Below are 22,199 nucleotides of genomic sequence, written 5' to 3' on the forward strand. Positions count from 1 at the left end.
AGTTGAGCGACGCTGGAAAACCCAAAAAGGCAATCCGCGTCGCTCTCGCCAGAAAGCTCCTCGTCAGGCTCAATGCCAAAGCCCGCGAAGTTCGGGCCGGACTCGCTGTGGAAGCTTGACAGGCCAGACAGTCGCTCACCCTAACCCTCTCCCCGGGGGGGAGAGGGGATTCTGGCGGCACCGCGAGTTGCATGCATCCCGTAGCCGACCCGGTGCGCCCCCCGCCGTCGGGTGGACCACTGGAATTGCGGGTCGTCGGCGATCAGGTGGCGATGGTCGGACAGCCGGTTGCGCTCCAGCCAGCCGACGGTCGCCTCCAGCTCCGACAGCGTCATCTCGGAGCGCGCCTTCTTCATCAGCCGCTTCAGCACGGCGTTGTAGATGTGGTAGCCGGTCGGCCCCTCGGTGACGAGGTTGTTGTCCTCGTCCTCGATCACCTGCGCCGCCACCAGCTGGCCGATGCGCTGGCGCAGGTGATGTTCGGCGGCGCTCGGCGTCAGCGGCAATTCTCCCGGATCGCGCCCCTGTGCACCGAAATCCGGGCCGGGCGCCACCACCGCGAAGCTGAGCGCGGTGGCGTTGGATTCCAGCGGGATGATCTCCGGCTCGCGGTCCGTGCTGCGCTCGAAGGGAAGCTCCTGCTGGGGACGGCGGGTCTTCACCATGGCGCGGGTGCCCTGCTGGGTCTCCACCATGGTTCGGAACTGCTCGAACAGCGCGTCGGACGGGTGGTAGATCAGCGCCCGCTGCCGGTCATAGGGGCCGCCATGGGGGTCCACCCGCGTCGCCCGCGCGATGGCCTGTTCCAGCCAGGGGCGCGAGCGGATATGCGTCAGGCAAGCGACATGGGTGATGGACGGCGCGTCCAGCCCCTCATAGGCCATGGCGACGGAGACCAGCACCGCCGGTTCGGGCCGCAGGCGGAAGGCGGCGACCACCTCCTGCGCGTCGCGGCATTCCGAAATGGCGAGGCGCGCCATGCGGCCGGCCTGCGCCTTCGGCATCCAGCCCTGCAGCGTCTCCAGATAGAAGCGCGCCGTCCCCTGGTCCGGCGCGATCACCAGCAGCTTGCCCAACCCCGGATCGTCGCGCCCGCGCGGCAGCTTCAGTTCCGCCCGCCGCTTCGCCCGATGCTCCCGGCAGGAGCGGTAGGCCTCGCGCAGCATCGCCTGGGCGAAGCCGGTGCGCAGCGCGGTGAACAGGGCATCGCGCGTGTTCTCCCCCGCCTTGGACAGGGCATCGACCCAGCGGTTCGTCCGCTCCGCATCCAGCCAGGAGGCGGACCCGTCCATTGCGCCGAAGGTGACCGGCAGGATCGCCTTCTCGGCCAGCGCCTGCCGGCGGGAATAGCCGACGACCGCCCAGCCCGGCGCCTTGAAGTCGATCTCCCGCACCTTGCGGGTTCCCTGCGGCGCGCGGTAGGGCAGCCACAGGATCGGACGGCCGTCGGCGCGCTCCAGCGTCCCGCTCATCAGCAGCCGGGCCGACGCATTCTCAAGAAGCGGCAGGATGGACCGGCTCCAGGCGGTTTCCTCCTCCACCGCCGCCATGCGGTCGGTGTCGAACACCGCCGGCAGATGATGCAGTTCGTCCACCGCCAGCAGGTAACGGTGACGGCGGAACTCCTGCAGGTGCAGGTCCGGCGCCGCGGCTACCGCCTGATAGGTCGTGACGTAGCCCTCCAACCCACGGCAGAGGTCGCGCCGGTTCTCCGCCGCGCGCAGGGCAAGGTTGTGTCCCAACACCTCGCGCCAGCGCGGATCGACGAAGGCCTCCTCCGCCTGCTGGCGCAGGCTGTCGCGCGGCACGATCCAGCACACCCGGTCGATCCGCCCCGCCTTGTGCAGCGCCGCCGCCATGATGACCGGCAGCAGCGATTTTCCCCCGCCGGGCGTCACCGCCGCCAGAACGTCGCGAACCTCCGTCTGCTGCTGGCCGATGGCGTTGGCAATGGCGCTGACCAGTTGCTGATGGGTTCTCAGCTGCGGCATTCAACCCTGCTCTCGTTGTGGCACGAGGGAGGAGCAAGCCTAAATTCCCGCGAGTCCCCCGGTCATGGGTTCAATCGGAGGTGAGGGACCCCATCGGGAGTAGCGCAGTCTCCGGTCGGGGGCAGCGATTCGCGCCGCATAAGCCCTATGATGCCGGCGAACCGCCGCAGTCTGATGTGCGTACCTGAAAGAGCATGTACCAAGCTCTGCCATGCTTCAGCCGAAAGGCCAGTAGAGGCCAGAACCTCAAAATCTGAGTTGCGCACCTCAAGATGCCGGAATATGGTTTGCAGCATGAACAATCAAATCAACGATGCACCCCTGACCCTGCGCGACGTGGCGGCGGCGGCCGGCGTCAGCCTTGCCACGGCGGACCGGGTCATCAACGGACGTCCCGGCGTCAGCGCCAAGACCGCGCTCAAGGTGCATGAGGCGGTGCAGCGGCTGGGCTTCCGCCCGCTGGCGGCTGCGGCGGAGCTGGCGCGGTCGCGCAGTTGGCGCTTTGCCGTCGTCCTGCCCGGCGGCGGCAACCGCTTCATGATGGACATCGCCGACAATGTCCGCGCCCAGGCCGACTGGTTTCGCGCACGGCGCATCGCAGTCGAGATCATCGAGACCGACGTGTTCGATGCCGACACCCTGGCGGCGGAACTGGCCGGGCTGCCGGGACGCTTCGATGCGGTGGCGCTGGTGGCGCTCGACCACCCACGGATCCGGGCGGCCATCGACGATCTGGTGGAAGGCGGCATGGCGGTGGTGACGCTGGTGTCGGACGCCCCGTCGTCGCGGCGCCAGCATTATGTCGGCATCGACAACATCGCCGCCGGCCGCACCGCCGGGTCTCTGGTCGGCCGCTTCCTGGGTCCGCCACGGAATGGCGAGCCGGGCAAGGGTGAGGCAGGCGGCTCGGTCGGCATCGTCACCGGATCGGGCAGCCTGCGCGACCATGCCGAACGCCGCTTCGGCTTCGGGCAAGTGCTGGCGGAGGAATATCCCCACCTCACCCGCCTGATCCCGGTGGAGGGCCGCGACGATCCCGAGCGCAACCGCGATCTGGTCCGCCGCATGCTGGCCGATACGCCCGATCTGGTGGCGATCTACAACACCGGCGAAGGCTCCGTCGGCATCGGCGAGGCGCTGGCCGAGGCCGGGCTCGCCCGCAAGATCCTCTGCGTCGGCCATGAACTGACGCCCGCCACCCGCCGCATGCTGCTGGACGGCACCTTCGCCGCCCTGGTCGCCCAGGATCCGGGGCACGAGGCGCGCTCGATGGCGCGGGTGCTCCACGCCCTGGTTGCGGACCAAGAGATCGTCGCGGCGCAGGAACACATCCGGGTCCAGGTCATCCTGCGCGACAACCTGCCCTGACGGGCATCGGAACCAGCCCGGAAGGGCATCAGAAGAGGTCGACCGGCATGTTTCTCGGGATCGACATCGGCACCTCCAGCGTCAAGGCGGTGCTGACCGACGCAGACGGGGCCGTTACCGGCAGCGCATCGCGCCCCTGCACCGTTTCCCGTCCCCACCCGCTGTGGTCGGAGCAGGAGCCGGAGGATTGGGTCGCCGCCGCCATCGCCGCCGTCGACGAACTGGCGGAACGCCAGCCGGCCGCGCTCGCCGCCGTCATCGGCATCGGTTTCTCCGGCCAGATGCATGGCGCGGTCCTGCTGGGCGCCGACAACCGCGTGCTGCGCCCCGCCATCCTGTGGAATGACGGCCGCTCCCACCGCCAATGCGCGACGCTGGAGGAAACGCTCCCGACGCTGCGCGCCCTCAGCGGCAACATCGCCATGCCCGGCTTCACCGCGCCCAAGCTGCTGTGGGTGGCGGAGGAGGAACCGGAGGTCTTCGCCGCGCTGGCCAAGGTTCTGCTGCCCAAGGCCTATGTGCGCTGGCGCTTCACCGGCGCGATGGTGGAGGAGATGTCGGACGCCTCCGGCACGCTGTGGCTGGACGTGGGGCTGCGTGACTGGTCGGACGACCTGCTCGCCGCCACCCGGATGACCCGCGCCCACATGCCGGAACTGGCCGAAGGCTCCGACGCGGTCGCCCGGCTGTCGCCCGATCTCGCCCGACGTTGGGGAATGCGGGAGCCGCCGGTGGTGGCGGGCGGGGCAGGGGATTGCGCCGCCAGCGCCGTCGGGCTCGGCGCCATCACGCCCGGCGATGGCTTCCTCAGCCTTGGCACTTCAGGCGTTCTGTGGCGGACGACCGACCGTTTCCTGCCCAACCCGGCGATGGCGGTCCATGCCTTCTGCCATGCGCTGCCCGGCGTCTGGCACCAGATGGGCGTCATGCTGTCGTCGGCCGCCTCGCTGGCCTGGGCCGCCTCCACCCTCGGCACACCGGAGGCGGAGTTGCTGGCTCCGCTCGGCGATGCGGTGGACGGCCCGTCGCCGGTCGCCTTCCTGCCCTACCTGTCGGGCGAGCGCACCCCCCACAACGACGCCACCGTGCGCGGCCTGTTCGCCGGCCTGTCGGCGGAGACCGGCCGCGACGCGCTGGTGCAGGCGGTTCTGGAAGGCGTCGCCTTCGCCGCCCGCGACAATCTCGTGGCGCTGGGAGAGGGGGCCGGCGCTCCCGCGTCTCTCGATCTTGCCGGCGGCGGCTCCCGCTCGCGGCTGTGGGCGCGCATCTGCGCCGACGTGCTGGGCGTCACCATCCACCGCATCGAGGATGGCGAGATGGGTGCGGCGCTGGGCGCCGCCCATCTCGGCCGCATGGCGGCGACCGGAGAATCGCCGGCCACCGTCTGCCGCAAGCCCCGCCGCCTCGAAACCTTCACCCCCGATCCGGCCCGCGCCGACGCGTACAGCCAGGCATGGCTGCGCTGGCGCCGGCTCTACCCCCTTGCCAAGGAGTTCGCGTCGTGAGCACCGCCTCTTTCTTCGGCGACCTGTCCCCGGTCACCTTCCGCGGACCGGACAGCCGCGACCCGCTGTCCTACCGCTGGTACGACAAGGACCGCGTGGTGCTGGGCAAGCGGATGGAGGACCATCTGCGGCTGGCCGCCTGCTATTGGCACAGCTTCTGCTGGCCGGGCGGCGACCCCTTCGGCGGCGAGACCTTCCAGCGTCCGTGGATGCGCCCCGGCCAGGACCCGATGCAGGCCGCGCGCGCCAAGGCCGACGTCGCCTTCGAGATGTTCCGCCTGCTCGACATCCCTTTCTTCTGTTTCCACGACCTCGACGCCGCCCCGGAAGGCGACACGCTGGCCGAGAGCACCGACAACCTGAAGACCGTCACCGAGCTGTTCGCGGCGAAGATGGAGACCGCCAAGGTCCGTCTGCTGTGGGGCACCGCCAACCTGTTCTCCCACCGCCGCTACATGGCCGGTGCGGCGACAAACCCGGATCCGGACGTCTTCCTCTACGCCTGCGGGCAGGTGCGCGCGGCGCTGGAGGCGACCCATGCGCTGGGCGGCGCCAACTACGTCATGTGGGGCGGTCGCGAGGGCTATGAGACGCTGCTGAACACCGACCTGAAGCGCGAGCTGGACCAGATGGGCCGCTTCCTGGCGATGGTGGTGGAGCACAAGCACAAGATCGGCTTCGACGGCCCGATCCTGATCGAACCGAAGCCGCGCGAGCCGACCAAGCACCAGTACGACTTCGACGTCGCCACCGTCTACGGCTTCCTGGAGCGCTACGACCTGCTGGCCGACGTGCGGGTGAACATCGAGCAGAACCACGCCATCCTCGCCGGCCACAGCTTCCAGCACGAGGTGGCGCTGGCGCTGGCGCTGGGCATCTTCGGCTCGCTCGACATGAACCGCGGCGACGCGCTGCTGGGCTGGGACACCGACCAGTTCGCCAACGACATCGGCGAGCTGACCGTGGTGATGCACGACATCCTGAAGGGCGGCGGCTTCACCACCGGCGGCCTGAACTTCGACGCCAAGATCCGCCGCCAGTCGCTCGATCCGGCAGACCTGCTGCACGGCCACATCGGCGGCATCGACAGTTGCGCCCGCGCCCTGCTGCAGGCGGCGCAGATGCTGGAGGACGGCGCCCTGACCAAACCGCTGGCCGAACGCTACGCCGGCTGGGACGGCGCGGAGGGACAGGCGATCCTGTCCGGCGGACGCGACCTCGCCACGCTCGCCGACCGGGCGCTGACCTCGGGCCTCAACCCCCAGCCCCGCTCCGGCCGGCAGGAGTATCTGGAGAACGTCGTCAACCGGTACGTTTGAATGGGGATGGTCCAACAATCCCCGTACCAAGTCCCCTCTCCCCCCCGGGGAGAGGGTTAGGGTGAGGGGGTCGCATCGCGGCCCTTCGACAAAAATCCAGCATGTGCATCCCCCTCACCCCGACCCTCTCCCCGGGGGGGAGAGGGGGAAATCGGAGACTTCACGTCGATCAACAAGGCCGCCCCAGGACGGCCACACAGGGAGGAAACACGATGAAGCACCGCCTCACCGCAGCAGCCGCCGGTCTGTTCATGACTCTGGCCGCCACCACTGCTCTCGCCGCCAGCACCACCGTCGGCGTCTCCTGGTCCAACTTCCAGGAGGAGCGCTGGAAGACCGACGAGGCGGCGATCAAGGCGGTGATCGAGAAGGCCGGCGGCAAATACCTGTCGGCCGACGCCCAGTCCTCGCCGGCCAAGCAGCTGTCGGACATCGAATCGCTGATCTCGCGTGGCGCCCAGGCGCTGATCATCCTGGCACAGGACGGCGACGCCATCCGCCCGGCGGTGGAGAAGGCGGCGGCGGAGGGCATCCCGGTCGTCGGCTATGACCGCCTGATCGAAATCCCGTCGGCCTTCTACATCACCTTCGACAACAAGGAGGTCGGCCGGCTGCAGGCGCGCAGCGTCTTCGCGATGAAGCCCAAGGGCAATTACGCCTTCATCAAGGGCAGCTCCACCGATCCGAATGCCGACTTCCTGTTCGCCGGCCAGATGGAGGTGCTGAAGGCCGCCATCGACCGCGGTGACGTGAAGAACATCGGCGAGGCCTACACCGACAAATGGCTGCCCGCCATCGCCCAGCAGAACATGGAGCAGATCCTGACCAAGACCGGCAACAAGGTCGATGCCGTGGTCGCCTCCAACGACGGCACCGCCGGCGGCGCCGTCGCGGCGCTGGCGGCGCAGGGCTTGGCCGGGACCGTTCCGGTGTCGGGCCAGGATGGCGACAAGGCGGCGCTGAACCGCATCGCGCTCGGCACCCAGACGGTGTCGGTGTGGAAGGACGCCCGCGAGCTTGGCCGCCGCGCCGCCGAGATCGCCATGGAGTTGGCCGGCGGCAAGAAGATGACCGAGATCGCCGGCGCCACCAGCTTCGACGGCGGACCGAAGAAGCAGAAGATGACCTCCCTGTTCCTCACCCCGGTCGCCATCACCAAGGACAATCTCGACCTCGTGGTCGATGCCGGCTGGGTCACCAAGGACGTCGTCTGCCAGGGCGTGAAGCCCGGCAGCGTCAAGGTCTGCAACTGATGGCGGAGCCGTCCACCACCCTGTCCCCAGCATCCTCTCCGGAGGCCCCGGCCGGACGGCGGGCCGGCATCGGCGACGCCCTGCGCGCGCTGGAGCTGGACACCCGCATGGTCGGGATGATCGGGGCGCTGGCCGTCGTCTGGATCGGCTTCGACATCCTGACCGGCGGCGCCTTCCTGACCCCGCGCAACCTGTGGAACCTGTCGGTGCAGACCGCATCCATCGCGGTGATGGCGACGGGCATGGTGCTGGTCATCGTCACCCGCAACATCGACCTGTCGGTGGGCTCCATCCTGGGCTTCACCGGCATGGTGGTGGGCGTGCTCCAGGCCCGCATCCTGCCGGAGATCTGGGGCTTCGACCATCCGCTGACCTGGGTGGTGGCGGTGATGGCGGCGACCGCCGTCGGCGGCGCCGTGGGAGCGCTGCAGGGCGCCGTCATCGCCTATCTCGGCGTGTCGTCCTTCATCGTCACGTTGGGCGGACTGCTGGTCTGGCGCGGTGCCGCCTGGTGGGTAACGACCGGCCAGACGGTGGCGCCGATGGACGGGCTGTTCAAGCGGCTGGGCGGCGGGTTCGAGGGTGCCATCGGCGCCGGCCCCAGCTGGGCGGTCGGCATCGCCGCCATCCTGCTGTCGGTCGCGGCCATCCTGATGACCCGACGGCGGCGTGCCGGCTTCGGCTTTCCCGTCCGGCCCTTGTGGGCGGAAGGGGTGGTGATCCTGCTGGTCGCCGCTGCCATCGCCGGCGCGGTGATGGTGGTCAATTCCTATCCGCTTCCCATCCCGGTCGTGCGCCGGATGATGGAGGCGCAGGGGACATCCCAGCTTCTGGCCACCGACGGCGGGCTTCCCTTCGTGGCCCACGGCTTCGCGATTCCGGTGCTGATCGCGCTGGCGGTGGGGGTGGGGGTCACCTTCCTGTCGCGGCGCACCCGTTTCGGCCGCTATGTCTTCGCCATCGGCGGCAATCCGGAGGCGGCGGAGCTGTCGGGCATCAACACCAAACGGGTCCTGGTGATGGTGTTCGGGCTGATGGGCGCGCTGTGCGGCCTGTCCGCCTGCATCGCCACCGCCCGGCTGAATGCCGCCACCAACGCCAACGGCACGCTGGACGAGCTGTACGTCATCGCCGCGGCGATCATCGGCGGGACCTCCATGGCCGGCGGCGTCGGCACCATCCTGGGGGCGATGCTAGGCGCCATGGTGATGCAGTCGCTGCAGTCGGGCATGGTGCTGCTGGGGGTGGACGCGCCGATGCAGAACATCGTCGTCGGCCTCGTCCTGGTCGCCGCGGTCTATGTCGACACGCTCTATCGCAGGGGGCTCAAATGACCGCTCTCGCCACGTCGGAACCGCTGGCGGCAACGCGCCCGCTGGTCGAGATGCGCGACGTTTCCATCGCCTTCGGCGGCATCAAGGCGGTGGACGGCGTCAGCATCGACCTCTACCCCGGCGAGGTGGTCGGGCTTCTCGGCCACAACGGCGCCGGCAAATCGACGCTGATCAAGATCCTGTCCGGCGCCTATGCCGCCGACCATGGCGAGATCCGGGTGAATGGCGAGCCTGTCCACCTCACCAGCCCGCGCGACGCCAAGCGTTGCGGCATCGAGACGATCTATCAAACCCTCGCGCTCGCCGACAATGTCGACGCCGCCGCCAACATCTTCCTCGGCCGGGAGAAGCTGACCCCCTGGGGCACGCTGGACGATCACGCGATGGAGGCGGAGGCGCGCAAGGTGATGGGCCGCCTGAACCCGCATTTCCGCCGCTTCAAGGAGCCGGTGAAGGCGCTGTCGGGCGGCCAACGCCAATCGGTCGCCATCGCCCGCGCCATCCATTTCGACGCACGCGTCCTGATCATGGACGAACCGACCGCCGCGCTGGGTCCCGCCGAAACCCAGCAGGTGGGCGAGCTGGTGAAGCAGCTGAAGCAGGAAGGGATCGGCATCTTCCTGATCTCCCACGACATCCATGACGTGTTCGATCTGGCCGACCGCATCCATGTGATGAAGAACGGCAAGCTGGTCGGCACCGCCCGCGTATCCGACGTGACGAAGGACGAGGTGCTGGGGATGATCATCCTCGGCAAATGCCCGCCGGGTGCCGTTCCCGGACCGGGCGCCGCCGCCTGACCGGTCAACGCGCGGGCTCGCCGCGCGGTACCGGCGACGACACCAGCGTGGCGGGCTGGAGTTCCTTCATGGCCGTCTTTCCGTCAGCCGTCCTGCCGCCTGCTCCCTGGGCTGCCCCTTGGCGCAGCCACTGCTCGGCGGGCTCGAAGCGGGTCCAGCCGGGCACGTCGGCGGCCAGATTGACCTCCTTCCATTTCGGATGGCGCGGCGGCTTCAGGAACTCGTCGAACTTGCCGAAGAAGGCATCGACGAAGCGGGCGACCTTGCGGTGCCGCTCCAGGTCGCGTTCCCAGCCATAGACGGCCATGACGGCACCGACGGCGACGGTGTCGACCTGTTCGCCGGGCTTGATCAGCCCCTCATAATCGGCGCTGGTCAGGCGTGACGGCAGATAGGTATCGAGCAGGGCCGCGCTCATGGGGATCGACAGGAAATGCAGGCCGTCTCCCGCCTTCAGGTCGCGGAACAGGCGGGTCGGCTTGCCGGCGACATAGGCCATGGCCGCGATCTCGCCCCGCCGCAGCTTCTCCAGCGCCAGGGACTGGTCGTTGCCCTGCGGCTCCACCTTGATGCCCAGCATGTCGAAGACCAGCGACGCCGTCATGTGCGTGCCGCTTCCCTGCACGTCGAAGTTCACCTTGCGCCCGGCGAGATCCTCGATGCGCGTCACGTCGGGGGCCGCCAGGATGTGCATTTCCTCGTTGTAGAGCTTGGTGATGTATTTGACGCGCCGGTCCAGGTTGGGCAGAAGCCGTTCCCGCTTGGCATAGGCCAGCACGTCGGACTGGACGATGCCGACGTCGATCCCCTTCAGCAGAACGATGTCCTTGAGGTTCTGGACCGACCCCTTGCCCAGCATCGGCAGGACGCGCAATGCGTCGCCGTCGTCGAGCACCGCGGCCAGATCGGCGGCGATGCGCACATAGGTCCCCTCGACCCCGCCCGACACGATGCCGACGGTCCCGCTGTTGGCGCCGACGCCGCGCGGATCGGCAGCATATGCCGGAGAAACGGTGCCCGCGAACAGGCACGCTCCCAGAAGAAGAATGCGGACGATCGATGCCTTCATGATGGATCCCTCCCTGGTTCCCGACATCTTGCTACCTGGATTTGCCGGCGAGCCAGACTGTCAGCTTTTGCAGTTGCTGTTCCGCGTCGCCGCTGCCGGCGGCGACCGCCCGGCGGTACCAGACCGCGGCCTGTTCGGGATCGGATGGAAGCCCGCGGACGCGCAGCCGCTCATGCACCAGCGGATCGTGGGTCCGGCCGAGCGCCAGGGCCGCCGCCGCATTGCCAGTCTCGGCGACCATCTCGTAATAGAGCCGCGCGCCCGCCAGATCGCCCTGCGCGAACAGGTCGTCGCCCCGCTTCATCAATGTCGTCTCCGCAATGGCGGAGGGGAGCCGCGCCGGACGCTGCACCGCCGCCTCCCGAGGCTGCGCCCGCTCCGGGGCCGGCGGCGGGGCGGCAACCGGCGGAAGGGCTGCCACAGCGACCGTGGCGACAGGTGCGATGACCGCCGGCTCCGGCGGGGCAGCGGGCGGGGACGGGGACGGGGAGGCCGCGGCCGGCTGAACGGCCGCCGGCGCATCGACGGAAGGCAGGGTGGCGGCGATTATCGGCATTTCCGGGACGATCTCCGGTGCCGTCACCGGGGCAGGAGCCGATACCGGCACGACTGCCGCCGCGACCGGCTGTTCCGGCGCCCGTTCCGGCGCAGGTTCGGGCGCCGCCTCCGCGATGGGGGCAGGCGCGGGTGCAACGGCGTCGCTTCCGGACGGCTCCGGCGCTGCCTGCGGGGCCGACTGTCCGGATACCGCCGGGTCCGGTTCGGTCCTGTCGCCAAGCGCTGCGGTCTCGATGCTCTGCGACGAACCGCCCTGGGCGGGCGGCGGGGTACCGCCCGGTTCCGGCGTGGCGGCGCTGTGGGCTGCGGCGGTCTCGGCTGCGGCGGTCTCGGTGGCCGCCGCCAGGATCGGTATCGTCAAATCCCGGGCCTGCTTGGCGATCACGCCGCCGCCGTGATCGGTCACCGCGGTGAGGTGCAGCGTCACACTGCCCGCCGTCTCGGGCGGCAGGGTCATGGTGAGACCGGGCAATTCCTCCAGCCGCACCCGCCACGTGTCGTCGGCGATCTTGTCGCCGCTCGACAGGGTGGTCCCCGGTGGCAGATCGTCGATCAGCACATAGGTGATCGCCTCATGCTGCGGGTTCGGCTGCCCATAGGGCGAGGTGACGGCGATGGACAGCAGGGTGGGCTGTCCCGGAATGCCGCCGGATGCCTGTGCCGCGATGAACGGGATCAGCCGCCAATCCGTCTCCGCCTCGTTTCCCTTCTGGATCACCATCGTCCGGGTGGGCGCCGCCTCCGCCTGCGGCATGGGGGCGGGCGCCTTCTCCCGCGCGCCGAGCCAGGATTCCAGCGTGTTGTCCGCAGGTCCCTCCATCGCACCGGTCCGCACGAGGCAGCAGCCGGTCTCGAAGGCATCAGGGTTGAGCCGGGCGGACACGTCGGCCGGTTGAAGGGGAAGTGCAAGCACACCCAGTACGGCAAAACAAGGCCGGACGCCGCCTGTGACGGGAAGTAAAGAGCGTGCGCTTTCCCATCTGTCTCCGCGTCGGAGAACATCGGCACGATGCAGAAAACGGCGCAGTGAACCGGACTGCGTTTCTCGCATGGCGGCATCCTCCCTGACAAAATCCCCTTAGACCCGTCCTGACGACGGGGTGCATTCCGGGACTTTTGAAAGACATGCGACGTTGATTTCCGCCGCGAGTTGTTTCGAATTATTTATTATCTGAACGGCCGGCCACGATCGTTTTATTCTATGATGTAACAGAAGAAAAACAACCATCCCGTAGGGGTCTTTTTCCGCTTTGCGGCAAAGGGTGGATTACTTCGTAATATTCGCATAAGGATCGGATGGACAAGCGCCGGCACCGGCGGCAGGGTGCTCCGCCGGAACGGGGTGCCGCCACCGGTCCGGGCCCCCCGCCCGCGAAGAAACGGATCACCGGATCCGCGCCGGGTTTCCCATCACCGTCGCTCCGGCCGGAACGTCGCGCGTCACCACGCTGCCGGCGCCGACGATGGCATCATCGCCGATGGTGACCCCGGGCAGGATCAGCGCGCCGCCGCCGATCCAGACATTGCGGCCGATATGGATGGGCCGCCCGAACTCCAGCCCGGCCTCCCTGGCGGCGAAGTCGCGCGGATGGTCGGCGGTCAGGATCTGGACCCCCGGTCCGATCTGCGTCCTGTCGCCGATGCTCACCGCCACGACGTCCAGGATGACGCAGTTGAAGTTGAGAAAGACCCCGGCGCCGAGGCTGATGTTGTAGCCATAGTCGCAATGGAAGGGCGGGCGAATGACGGCCCCTTCGCCCACCGCGGCGAAGCGCTCCAGAAGCAGTTTGCGCCTTTCGCCGGGCGGCAGGGCGAGTGCGGCGTTGTAGCGGACCATCCACTCCTTGGCGGCGGCCTGGTCGGCCTGGATCTCCGGAGCCGAGGCGTCATAGAGATCGCCGGCCAGCATCTTGTCCTTTTCGCTGCGTCCATCGGACGTCTGCATCGCTCATCCTCCGCATCATTCGCTCGTCCGGCGGCAATTTCCGATTGCTGTCCGCCATGGGCGCCCGATTAGAGCAGATGTCGAAAAGTGATGCGCGAACGCTTGAGGATGGGTCAGCCTTCGCCCTGGCCGGAGCGGGTGCCCAGCAGGTTGCCGCGGCGGCGGCGGACCTCGACGCTCTGGCCGGGGGTGATGGGCAGGAACTCCTTCGGGCGCTCGTCGCTGCCGGCGATGGCACGATAGGTGGCGGCGTTCGCCTCCTGCACGTCGTTGCCGCGGCGGACCTGATCCAGGAATTTCTGGCTCGGCATCATGATGTATTCGATGTCGTTGATGCGCCGCCCGTCCTTCGACACCGTCTTCTCCACCCGGTCGAGAATGCCCTCCTCGACCAGGGAATCGACGGCGGAGGTCACGGTGCGCAGCGTGTCGCGCCGCCGGCTCCACTCGTTCATGCCGCTGTTGTTGATGATGTCGTCGGCGGACAGGATCATCGGCGGGACGCTGTGCACCCCGTCGGGCAGGCGGGCCAGATCGAGATCGCCATATTCGATCGACAGCCGGTTGTAGAGCCAACGCGCCACCGGGCTCTTCAGCCGCATGATCCACTGATAGGAGATCGGCTTGAATTCCAGGTTGCGGATGGCCGAGGCGACCAGCGCGTTGAATTCCAGATAGGTGTCGTTCTCGTCCTCCTCGCCGCCCTCGCCGGTGCGCGGACGGATGTAGAGCGTGGGGAAGACCGAGGATTCCAGCACCGGCCGCGCCGACTTGCGGCCGTTCTCCGGCACCTTGCTGATGATCATGCGCGTGCGCGCCAGGATCTCCAACGCCTCGCGGATCTCCGCCGTGTCCATCGTGCGGTTGACCGCGCGCAACTCCCGCCGGATCTCATAAAGCGAGAAATGGACGCGCACCCGGTCCTGCTTGTCGCCCATCAGCGACAGCCGCGAACGGTCCATGGCGAGGCGGCGCACCACCTGTTCGACGATCTGCTCGCGCTCGGACGGAAACACCTCATACTCGACCATCCGCTTGTCGGCCGGATCCTCGCCAGGGCCGGGTTTGGCCGGGCGGTAGATGCGGGCGGGCTGCAGGGTCAGCGTGAACAGGGCGTCCTTGAAGGGAAACTCCTTGTGGACCGACTGGACGAACGCGTTGGCGGCCGGCAGCTCCGGCTCCGTCCCCCGGCCTTTGGACACGAAGACGAATCGCGGCGCCGTGTCGTAAAGCGCGATCATATGGGACTGACTGCGGTCCTCCATCTCAAACAGAGTCAGCTGGACCGCGTTCGCCTTGCTCATGGCTCATCCCTCCTCGCCAAAGGCCACGATAGGAGGTGCCGTCGGACGGAGGCAACCGGCAGGGCGGAGTCCGCCTGCAGACCTGTGTCCCGTTTGGCCGCGCTTGTGTAGGAAATGCCCGCGCCTGTGTCCCGAATGCCCGCGCTTCGTCCGCTAACCATCGGATGGCGCCGCTCTGCGGGCGTCGGGTGGACCGCATCCGTGCGAATCGCGCGACGATTCGGCGAAACGCGAGCAAACGGGACAGAGACTCGGGGTCGCGGATTCTCGCCATGGCGCCACGAAGCGCGAGCAAATGGGACAGCCCGGGCGCCGGATGACTCCCAAACGCGAGCATTGGGGACACAGCAAATCCCGTGATGCGCCCGGCCGAACCGCGAAGCGCGGGCAAATGGGACAGATCCGGCCGGCGAGGCTGGCCGGCGGCCGTCTTCCACGAAACAGTCCGCAGTCCGGACCGCAGACCATGGCCTCAAACCGCGGGCAAGTGGGACAGCCCGTGGCGGCGCGGACAGCGCCGGTCGCCGGCAAAGCGCGGGCAAACGGGATCGGATCCGATTCGCAAGCCAAGCGCGACCAAAGGGGACATATCCGCGACCAAGGACGACACAGGCGCGGGCCGATGGGACACAACCGCGGGCGAAGGGGACACAACCGAATCGGTCCCTTTTGCCCGCGATTCGACGGCTGCCGCAGCCGGCGGAATCCTTCGCGCAAGTTCGCCGGCCCCATCCATGCCGGCCCCAAAGCCTCGCGGAGTTTTCCCCATGCCCACACCAACGCTTTCCGCATCAGCGGCAAATCTCCCCGATACCAGGCGGTGGGGGCGGATTCCCGCCTGGTGGCTGGACCATCCCGGCCTGGACGCCGACGGCTTCGCCGTCCTGGCGGCGCTCGCCACCTTCGCCGACGAGGACGGCCTGTGCTGGCCGTCGCAATCGACGCTGGCCGCCAAGCTGAAGCGCTCGCGCCCCACCATCAACCGCATCATCCAGGGCCTGAGCGACATCGGGCTGGTCGGGGTCGAGCACCGCCGCGGCCGCGACGGCGCCCGCCTGTCCTGCCTCTACCGCCTGCGCTTCACCCCGGTCGATGCCGCCCTGGAGTCCGACGTGGGCTCCGACCGGGAGTCCGTCTCCGCTCGCCCTGTCCAGCCTGCCGACAGGGATGACTCGGACATGCACAGCCCCTGTCCGCCGGCGAGTCAGGAACAGGTCCATTCCAAACAGATTCCAGACTCGCTCGCTTCGGGCGGGCACGGTCAGGCGCAGACGGTTCCGGAGGACTGGATGCCGACCGCCGACGACCTTGCCTGGGCCAAGGCCCGTCACGCCGAAATCGACCTCGGCCGTCATGTCGAAGGGTTCATCCTGCGCTGCCGGGCCCATGGCTACCGCTACCGCGACGTCTCGTCCGCCTGGCGGGCCTGGCTGGCGCAGGATGCCGCGGCGGGGAAGGCCCCGGTCGCCCACAACCGGCCTTCCGTGACGGTGAGCGCCCCAGCCACCCGTCCGTCCGCTGCCGCCGAACAGCGGCTGGGCGCCTGGGCCGCCGCCGCCGCGGAACTGCGCCAGCGCACAGCCACCCCCTCCTGGTCGTAAAAGGGGAGACCGATGACCACCCCTAAAAGAAGCGCCACCGCCACCATCACCGCCCTGCCGCGCTCCCCATCCTCGACGGTCCCATCCTCCCTGGCAGCGGCTTTCGATCCGGCACTGCCGGCGCCCAATCGGCAGGCCTGCCTGACCGCCGCGCTGCCGCCCGTGCTTCGGCAGCGTCTGGCCCAGGGCCGGACCGACCGCCGCCCGCGCTTCGGCGACGACGGCTTCGACGGCATGATCGAGCTTTGGTCGCCGCCGGACGGCATCACCGCCGCCGAGGCTGCGCTCGCCCGCCGGAGCCTCGAGGAGTTGTACGCCACCGTGCTGGCCCCTGCCGACAGCGACCATCTGCTCGGCCGCGTGCTGACGCTGCTCAGCCATTTCCCGGCCAAGGGGCTGTCGCCCGAGGTGGAGCGGATGATGGCGCTCGACTGGGGCGAGGATCTGGGCGAATACCCGGCCTGGGTCATCGATGCCGCCGCCCGCAACTGGCGCCGCACCCGGAAATGGCGTCCGTCCATCGCGGAGATGCGGGCTCTGTGCGAGGACCTGTGCGCACCCGAACGGGCGCTGGCCGACCGGCTGGGCGCGCTCGCCGCGGCCGCCCCGCGGGATGCCGGCGGCACGGGCCTGCAGGCGGTCGCTACCGGGGCGCTGCGCCGGATGGGCGGGATGGGGTGAGCCCGCCGGTCCCTACGGTGAACGGCCCCGGTGGACGGTGGGTGTCGGCGGTCCATATCAAGTGGCCCGTCCGCTTCACGTTGCCGACCGATGCCCGACAGCTCTCCGATCCCGTCCTCCTCCGCCCCCCGCTTCGGCTGGTGCTGCCAGTATGTGCCGCCCGATGGCGACGCGGGACTTGCCAAGCGCATGAATCCCGGCACCGTCACCATCGCGACGCTGAGCAAGCTGGGTCCGGCCCGTGCCGAGGAAAAGCTGACGGAGGTGCTGCGCCGCAACCTGCTGGCCCTGCATCTGCAACTGGACGAGGTTGCTCGGCATCCGGCCTACCGCCGCCTGCTGCGCGTCAACAGCGGGCTGCTGCCTGCCTACACGCACGAGATCGGACGGCCGCTCTACCGCCAGCCCGGCGTCCAGGCACTGGTGCGGAGCGGGCTGGAGCATGCCGGCCGCAAGGCGATGGAGGCGGGAATTCGCATCGGGCTGCACCCCGACCAGTATTGCGTGCTGAACAGCGCCAACCCGTCCACACTCGACAATTCGGTGGCGGAGCTGGAATACCATGCCGACATTCTGCGGATGATGGGGCTGGCCGGCGGCTGGCACCCGCGGGGCGTGCATGTCAACATCCATGGCGGCGGGCGTGGGGAGGGGATCGCCGGTTTCCGCCGCGGCCTTGCCCTGCTGTCGGAGGATGTCCGCAACCTGCTGACCGTCGAGAACGACGAGATGTCCTTCGGCCTGGACGACCTGCTGCCGCTGGCCGACGCCGTGCCGATCGTTCTCGACCTCCACCATCATTGGGTCCGCACGCAAGGGGAGTATCTGCGACCCGACGATCCGCGCATCGCCGCCGTCATCGGCTCCTGGCGCGGGGTGCGTCCCGTCGCCCATATCAGCGTGTCGCGCGAGGATCTGCTGGCGGACTGGCCGGCGGACAGCCTGCCGGATTATGCCGCGCTGGCGGCGCGCGGGCTGACGACGAAGGATCTGCGGGCCCATTCTCAGCGCATGTGGAACCGTGCCGTCAACCGGCTGGTGGCCGACCATCTCTCCTGGGCCGATTTCGAGGTGGAGGCAAAGGCCAAGAACCTCGCGGTCGACGATCTGGAGCTGGACGCCCTCGGCAGCGGGGCCGTGGCCGCCTCGCCCGATCGGCAGCCTTGACCGACGGTTGTACTCAACTACTCTGTTGGCGGAGACGGATGACAGCCGATTGATTTCATATGAGGGTTTTGACGTGGCCGACGACATCCGGGATGAAAACCTGGACGCGCTTTCGCAGTTGCAGGCGATGCTGGACACCGTGCCCGACGGGATCGTCATCATCGACGACCGGGGCCGGATCAAGACCTTCAACCCTGCCTGCGAGCGCCTGTTCGGCTGGACCGCCGCCGAGGTGATCGGCCGCAACGTCAAGATGCTGATGCCGCCGCCCTATCGGGAGGAGCATGACGGTTATCTGGAACGCTACCACCGGACGGGGGAGCGGCGGATCATCGGCATCGGGCGCGAGGTGACCGGCCTGCGCAAGGACGGCTCCCGCTTCCCCATGGATCTGTCGATCGGCGAGGCGAGCCAGGACGGCGCCCCCGTCTATATCGGCATCATCCGCGACCTGACCGCGGCCAAGCAGGCGGAGGCGGCGCTGCGGGAGCGCGAGGCCCGCCTGACCTCCATCCTGGAAACGGTGCCGGAAGCCATCATCGTCATCGACGAGAAGGGGCTGATCGAATCCTTCAGCCCGGCGGCCGAACGGCTGTTCGGCTATGCGGCGGCGGAGGTGATCGGCCGCAACATCAGCATGCTGATGCCCTCGCCCTACCGCGAGCAGCATGACGGCTATCTGGAGCGCTACGGGCGGACCGGGGAGCGCCGCATCATCGGCATCGGCCGCATCGTCTCCGGCCAGCGGCGCGACGGGTCGGTCTTCCCGATGGAACTGGCGGTGGGCGAGGTGCTGCTGGCCGGCCAGCGCCGCTTCACCGGTTTCGTCCGCGACCTGACCGAACGCCAGGCCACCGAACGGCGTCTGCAGGAGCTTCAGTCGGAATTGCTGCATGTCAGCCGGGTCAGCGCCATGGGCCAGATGGCCTCGACGCTGGCGCACGAGCTGAACCAGCCGCTGACCGCGGTCATCAACTACGCCAAGGCGGCCAAGCGGCTGATGGAACGGCCGGAAACGGTGTCCAAGGCGATGGACATGGTCGACAAGGCGAGCGCCCAGGCGACCCGCGCCGGCCAGATCATCCGCCACCTGCGCAGCTTCATCGAAAAGGGCAAGACCCACCGCTCCGTCGAGCCGCTCAACAAGGTGGTGGAGGAGGCGAGCGCGCTCGCACTCGTCGGCGCCAAGGAGCGGGAGCTTCATGTGCGCTTCGACTTCGATGCCGCCGACCCGCTGGTGCTCATCGACAAGGTCCAGGTCCAGCAGGTGATCCTCAACCTCGTCCGCAATGCGATCGAGGCGATGGCGCAGGGAACCCCGGCAGGAGCGCAGCGGGTGCTGACCGTCCACACCGGCTCGGAACCGGGCGAGCCCGCCTTCCGCCGCGTTGCCGTCAGCGACAGCGGTCCCGGCGTGCCGGAGACGGTGCGCGCCCAGCTGTTCCAGCCCTTCGTCACCACCAAGAGCAGCGGCATGGGGCTGGGCCTGTCGATCTGCCGCTCCATCATCGAGGCCCATGGCGGGCGCCTGTGGCTGGAGCCGATGGCGACGCCGCCCGCATCGGGCGCCAGCTTCGCCTTCACCGTTCCGCTGTCCGCAACGGATTCCGGTGGGGATGCCGGCCCGGATGCTGTCCCGGAGGCCGGCGATGCCCGCTGACGCCATGCCCGCTGCGGACTCCGACCTCACCGTCTTCATCCTCGATGACGACGACGCCATCCGCGATTCCCTGGAAGTCCTGCTGGAGTGCGCCGGATTCCGGGTGGAAAGCTTCTCCACCCCGCTGGGATTCCTCGAGTCCGGCGCTCCGTCGCGTCCCGGCTGTCTGCTGGTCGATGTGCGGATGCCGCAGATGAGCGGCCTCGACGTGCAGGAACGGCTGACCCGCGGCGGCCACGCCATCCCGGTGGTGGTGATGACCGGCCATGGCGACGTGCCGCTCGCCGTGCGCGCCATGAAGGCGGGGGCGGTCGATTTCGTCGAGAAGCCGTTCGAGGAGGAGGCGCTGCTCGCCGCCGTGCGCTCCGCCCTCGCCCTTGCCCGCGCGGCGGAAAGCCGGACCGCGGATGCCGCCTCGCCGGCCGCGGTCGCGGAACAGCCGGCACCCCCGCCCGCCGTTTCGGCCCCGCCGGAGGTTCTGGACCGCCTTGCCGCCCTGACGCCGCGGGAAATGGACGTGCTGCGCTGGCTGGTGGCCGGCAAGTCGAACAAGATCATCGCCTTCGAACTGTCGATCAGCCCGCGCACCGTGGAAATCCACCGCGCGCGGGTGATGGAAAAGATGCGGGCCGACAGCCTGCCGACCCTGGTGCGGATGGCGATCGCCGCCGGCGTGGTCCCCGGCGGCGCGTGATCTGCATCAAAAGCGCGCCGCATACGCAATGGTCCGTATATCGGCGCCCTCCACAGCCTTTTATCTTCCATGACGCGCCGCACTGTCGGCGCCGTCTTGTCTGCATGGAAGTTCGGAGGCTGTCATGGATCACCTGGGCAACAAGCCGGGCAACGGACCGGGCGGAATGCCGGGTGCCGGAATCGTCCACATCGTCGACGACGATGAGCCGGTCCGCGACTCCCTGAAGGCCCTGTTGGAAGCCTTCTCCTTCGACGTGCGGGACTTCTCGTCCTGCCGGGAATTCCTCGACACATTCGACGGCAATCCGCAGGGCTGCCTGGTTCTCGACCTGCACATGCCGGTGATGAGCGGGCTGGAGTTCCTGGAGCGCCATGGCGGCGATCTGCACGGCATGCCGGTGATCATGGTGTCCGGGCGCGGCGATCCCGCGACCTTCGCCCGTGCCAAGGAAGCCGGCGTGGTGGCCGTGCTGGAGAAGCCGTTCGACGAGGACCAATTGATCGACATGCTGAACGGCCTGCTGCCGTCGGCCGCCGCCGCCTGAATCCATACGGTCCGCTACGTAGGTACACTTACGTACGCAAACTTCCTTAGGTACATCACCGAACTGCACAGGACGGCGGCGGATCGATAGCTTCGGGCCATCAGATGCACCCCGGAACGAACCGGAGCGCACCGCACCGAAAAGGTCGAGGCCACCATGTCCACGCACGCCGCCATTGCCGCCCACGCCAACCGCGCCGTTCCTGGTTACTTGGTCTCCGCCCTGGCGATTTCCCCCGCCTCCGGCATGGGTGCCGCCATCCAGCCGCGCAACCCCGCCGACCCGCTCGCCAGCCTGGGCCACGCCAAGGTCTACGAGCGCGAGACCACGGTGTTCAGCGAAGGCGATGCGGCCGGTTCGGTGTTCCGGGTGATGAGCGGCATGGTCCGCCTCTACAAGATGCTCCCCGACGGCCGGCGCCAGATCATCGGCTTCTTGCAGGCCGGCGACATGATGGGGCTGGCCTTCGCCGCCCAGTATCTCTACACCGCCGAAACCGTCACGGCGACCACGATCCAGCGCATCCCGCGGCTGGAACTGGACGCCCTGATGGACGCGCAGCCGGCCTTCGCCCGCAAGCTTCTGTCGGCGACCACCTCGGAACTGATCGCGGCGCAGGACCAGATGGTGCTGCTCGGCCGCAAGTCGGCCGCCGAGAAGGTCGCCACCTTCCTGCTGCGCCTCAGCGACCGCAAGGGTGGCGAGCAGACCATCGACCTGCCGATGGGCCGCAGCGACATCGCCGACCATTTGGGCCTGACCACCGAGACCGTGTCGCGCACCCTGACCAAGCTGAAGTCGACCCGCCTGATCCGCATCCTCGTCGGCGGCAAGCTGGACCTGCTGGACCGCGACGCCCTGGCCGACCTCGCCGGCGGCTTCTGAGAATTTGCGAGTTTTTGTAAGTCCTGCTGAGAGACGTTTGAAGTTCGAACCGCTTCGCATCCGCTCTCATCATGAGCCTTCCTCGGCCGTCATTCCCGCGAAGGCGGGAATCCAGACGTTCCAAAGGCTCAAGAAGCCGATCAGCCTGGATCCCCGCCTCCGCGGGGATGACGGCCGAGAAAAGCCCATAAGAACTCACAAGCACTGACCCCGACCGCTTTATTCAAGACCTTGGCCGTGCGCCGGACGCTTCAGTGTCCCGGACTGCAGCGGTGTGCCTGAACGGTGCATCCCACGGCCTTTCCGCACCCATCACCGCGACGGCGTCACGGCGTTCTTCGCGGACAGCAAGTGGATGATGACCATGACCGTCACGACCCTCTCCGACCTGAACGCCCTGATATCCCGGGTGAAGGCTGCGCAAGCGCGCTTTGCCGACTACCCGCAGGAGAAGGTCGACCTGATCTTCCGCAGCGCGGCGCTGGCCGCCGCCGACGCCCGCATCCCGCTCGCCAAGA

Annotated in this window: 18 protein-coding genes and 1 pseudogene; 14 read left to right on the forward strand and 5 right to left on the reverse strand. The window is 68.5% G+C overall.

The genetic code is table 11. The features are described 5' to 3' along the window. Positions 1-119, forward strand: a pseudogene (locus VD964_RS08995) (IS110 family transposase); the annotation flags it as partial. 21 nt (positions 120-140) lie between these two features. Here the strand turns inward: VD964_RS08995 and VD964_RS09000 are convergent. After that, positions 141-1,991 (reverse strand): DEAD/DEAH box helicase, encoded by a 1,851-nt coding sequence (locus VD964_RS09000; protein ID WP_324867725.1) that lies wholly within the window; start codon positions 1,989-1,991, stop codon positions 141-143. Between the two features lie 294 nt (positions 1,992-2,285). Between VD964_RS09000 and VD964_RS09005 the strand changes: the two genes are divergently transcribed. The 6 genes from VD964_RS09005 (at position 2,286) to VD964_RS09030 (ending at position 9,570) form a co-directional block, all read left to right on the forward strand. Next, positions 2,286-3,359, forward strand: a complete 1,074-nt coding sequence (locus VD964_RS09005) for a LacI family DNA-binding transcriptional regulator (protein WP_324867727.1) — start codon at positions 2,286-2,288, stop codon at positions 3,357-3,359. 47 nt (positions 3,360-3,406) lie between these two features. Further along, on the forward strand, positions 3,407-4,864 hold the full coding sequence (xylB, locus tag VD964_RS09010; protein ID WP_324867729.1) for a xylulokinase: 1,458 nt from the start codon (positions 3,407-3,409) through the stop codon (positions 4,862-4,864). Beyond that, on the forward strand, positions 4,861-6,183 hold the full coding sequence (gene xylA, locus VD964_RS09015) for a xylose isomerase (protein ID WP_324867731.1): 1,323 nt from the start codon (positions 4,861-4,863) through the stop codon (positions 6,181-6,183). The genes xylB and xylA overlap by 4 nt, the downstream gene beginning before the upstream one ends. Before the next feature lie 212 nt (positions 6,184-6,395). After that, positions 6,396-7,436, forward strand: coding sequence for a D-xylose ABC transporter substrate-binding protein (xylF, locus tag VD964_RS09020; protein WP_324867733.1), 1,041 nt, complete (start codon positions 6,396-6,398; stop codon positions 7,434-7,436). Next, complete coding sequence (locus tag VD964_RS09025; protein WP_324867735.1) at positions 7,436-8,770, forward strand: sugar ABC transporter permease; 1,335 nt, start codon at positions 7,436-7,438, stop codon at positions 8,768-8,770. The genes xylF and VD964_RS09025 overlap by 1 nt, the downstream gene beginning before the upstream one ends. Further along, complete coding sequence (locus tag VD964_RS09030) at positions 8,767-9,570, forward strand: ATP-binding cassette domain-containing protein (RefSeq protein ID WP_324867737.1); 804 nt, start codon at positions 8,767-8,769, stop codon at positions 9,568-9,570. Before VD964_RS09025 ends, VD964_RS09030 begins: the two co-directional genes overlap by 4 nt. 4 nt (positions 9,571-9,574) lie before the next feature. Here VD964_RS09030 and VD964_RS09035 read toward each other — a convergent pair whose 3' ends face one another. The 4 genes from VD964_RS09035 to VD964_RS09050 form a co-directional block, all read right to left on the reverse strand. Further along, on the reverse strand, positions 9,575-10,639 hold the full coding sequence (locus tag VD964_RS09035) for a TAXI family TRAP transporter solute-binding subunit (RefSeq protein WP_324867739.1): 1,065 nt from the start codon (positions 10,637-10,639) through the stop codon (positions 9,575-9,577). Between the two features lie 31 nt (positions 10,640-10,670). Then, complete coding sequence (locus tag VD964_RS09040; RefSeq protein ID WP_324867741.1) at positions 10,671-12,017, reverse strand: hypothetical protein; 1,347 nt, start codon at positions 12,015-12,017, stop codon at positions 10,671-10,673. 564 nt (positions 12,018-12,581) lie between these two features. Then, entirely contained in the window at positions 12,582-13,142 is a 561-nt protein-coding gene (locus VD964_RS09045; RefSeq protein ID WP_324867743.1) for a sugar O-acetyltransferase, read from the reverse strand. A 113-nt stretch (positions 13,143-13,255) separates the two neighbouring features. Continuing rightward, positions 13,256-14,446, reverse strand: a complete 1,191-nt coding sequence (locus VD964_RS09050; RefSeq protein ID WP_324867745.1) for a plasmid replication protein — start codon at positions 14,444-14,446, stop codon at positions 13,256-13,258. 767 nt (positions 14,447-15,213) lie between these two features. Here VD964_RS09050 and VD964_RS09055 point away from each other — a divergent pair. The 7 genes from VD964_RS09055 (at position 15,214) to VD964_RS09085 (ending at position 21,681) form a co-directional block, all read left to right on the forward strand. After that, entirely contained in the window at positions 15,214-16,047 is an 834-nt protein-coding gene (locus VD964_RS09055; protein WP_324867747.1) for a helix-turn-helix domain-containing protein, read from the forward strand. 12 nt (positions 16,048-16,059) lie between these two features. After that, complete coding sequence (locus tag VD964_RS09060; protein ID WP_324867749.1) at positions 16,060-16,728, forward strand: hypothetical protein; 669 nt, start codon at positions 16,060-16,062, stop codon at positions 16,726-16,728. Between the two features lie 90 nt (positions 16,729-16,818). After that, a complete protein-coding gene (locus VD964_RS09065; protein WP_324867752.1) occupies positions 16,819-17,895 on the forward strand; it encodes a UV damage endonuclease UvsE in 1,077 nt (358 codons plus the stop codon). A gap of 73 nt (positions 17,896-17,968) precedes the next feature. Next, positions 17,969-19,555, forward strand: a complete 1,587-nt coding sequence (locus VD964_RS09070; protein WP_324867754.1) for a PAS domain S-box protein — start codon at positions 17,969-17,971, stop codon at positions 19,553-19,555. Further along, a complete protein-coding gene (locus tag VD964_RS09075; RefSeq protein ID WP_324867756.1) occupies positions 19,545-20,249 on the forward strand; it encodes a response regulator transcription factor in 705 nt (234 codons plus the stop codon). The genes VD964_RS09070 and VD964_RS09075 overlap by 11 nt, the downstream gene beginning before the upstream one ends. A 124-nt stretch (positions 20,250-20,373) precedes the next feature. Then, positions 20,374-20,796 carry a response regulator transcription factor gene (locus tag VD964_RS09080; RefSeq protein WP_324867758.1) on the forward strand — a complete coding sequence of 141 codons (423 nt, stop codon included), beginning with the start codon at positions 20,374-20,376 and terminating at the stop codon, positions 20,794-20,796. Between the two features lie 156 nt (positions 20,797-20,952). Further along, positions 20,953-21,681 (forward strand): helix-turn-helix domain-containing protein, encoded by a 729-nt coding sequence (locus VD964_RS09085; protein WP_324867760.1) that lies wholly within the window; start codon positions 20,953-20,955, stop codon positions 21,679-21,681. The last annotated feature ends 518 nt before the right edge of the window (positions 21,682-22,199 follow it).

The sequence above is a fragment of the Azospirillum sp. genome (genome assembly GCF_035628975.1).
Taxonomy (GTDB): Bacteria; Pseudomonadota; Alphaproteobacteria; order Azospirillales; family Azospirillaceae; genus Azospirillum.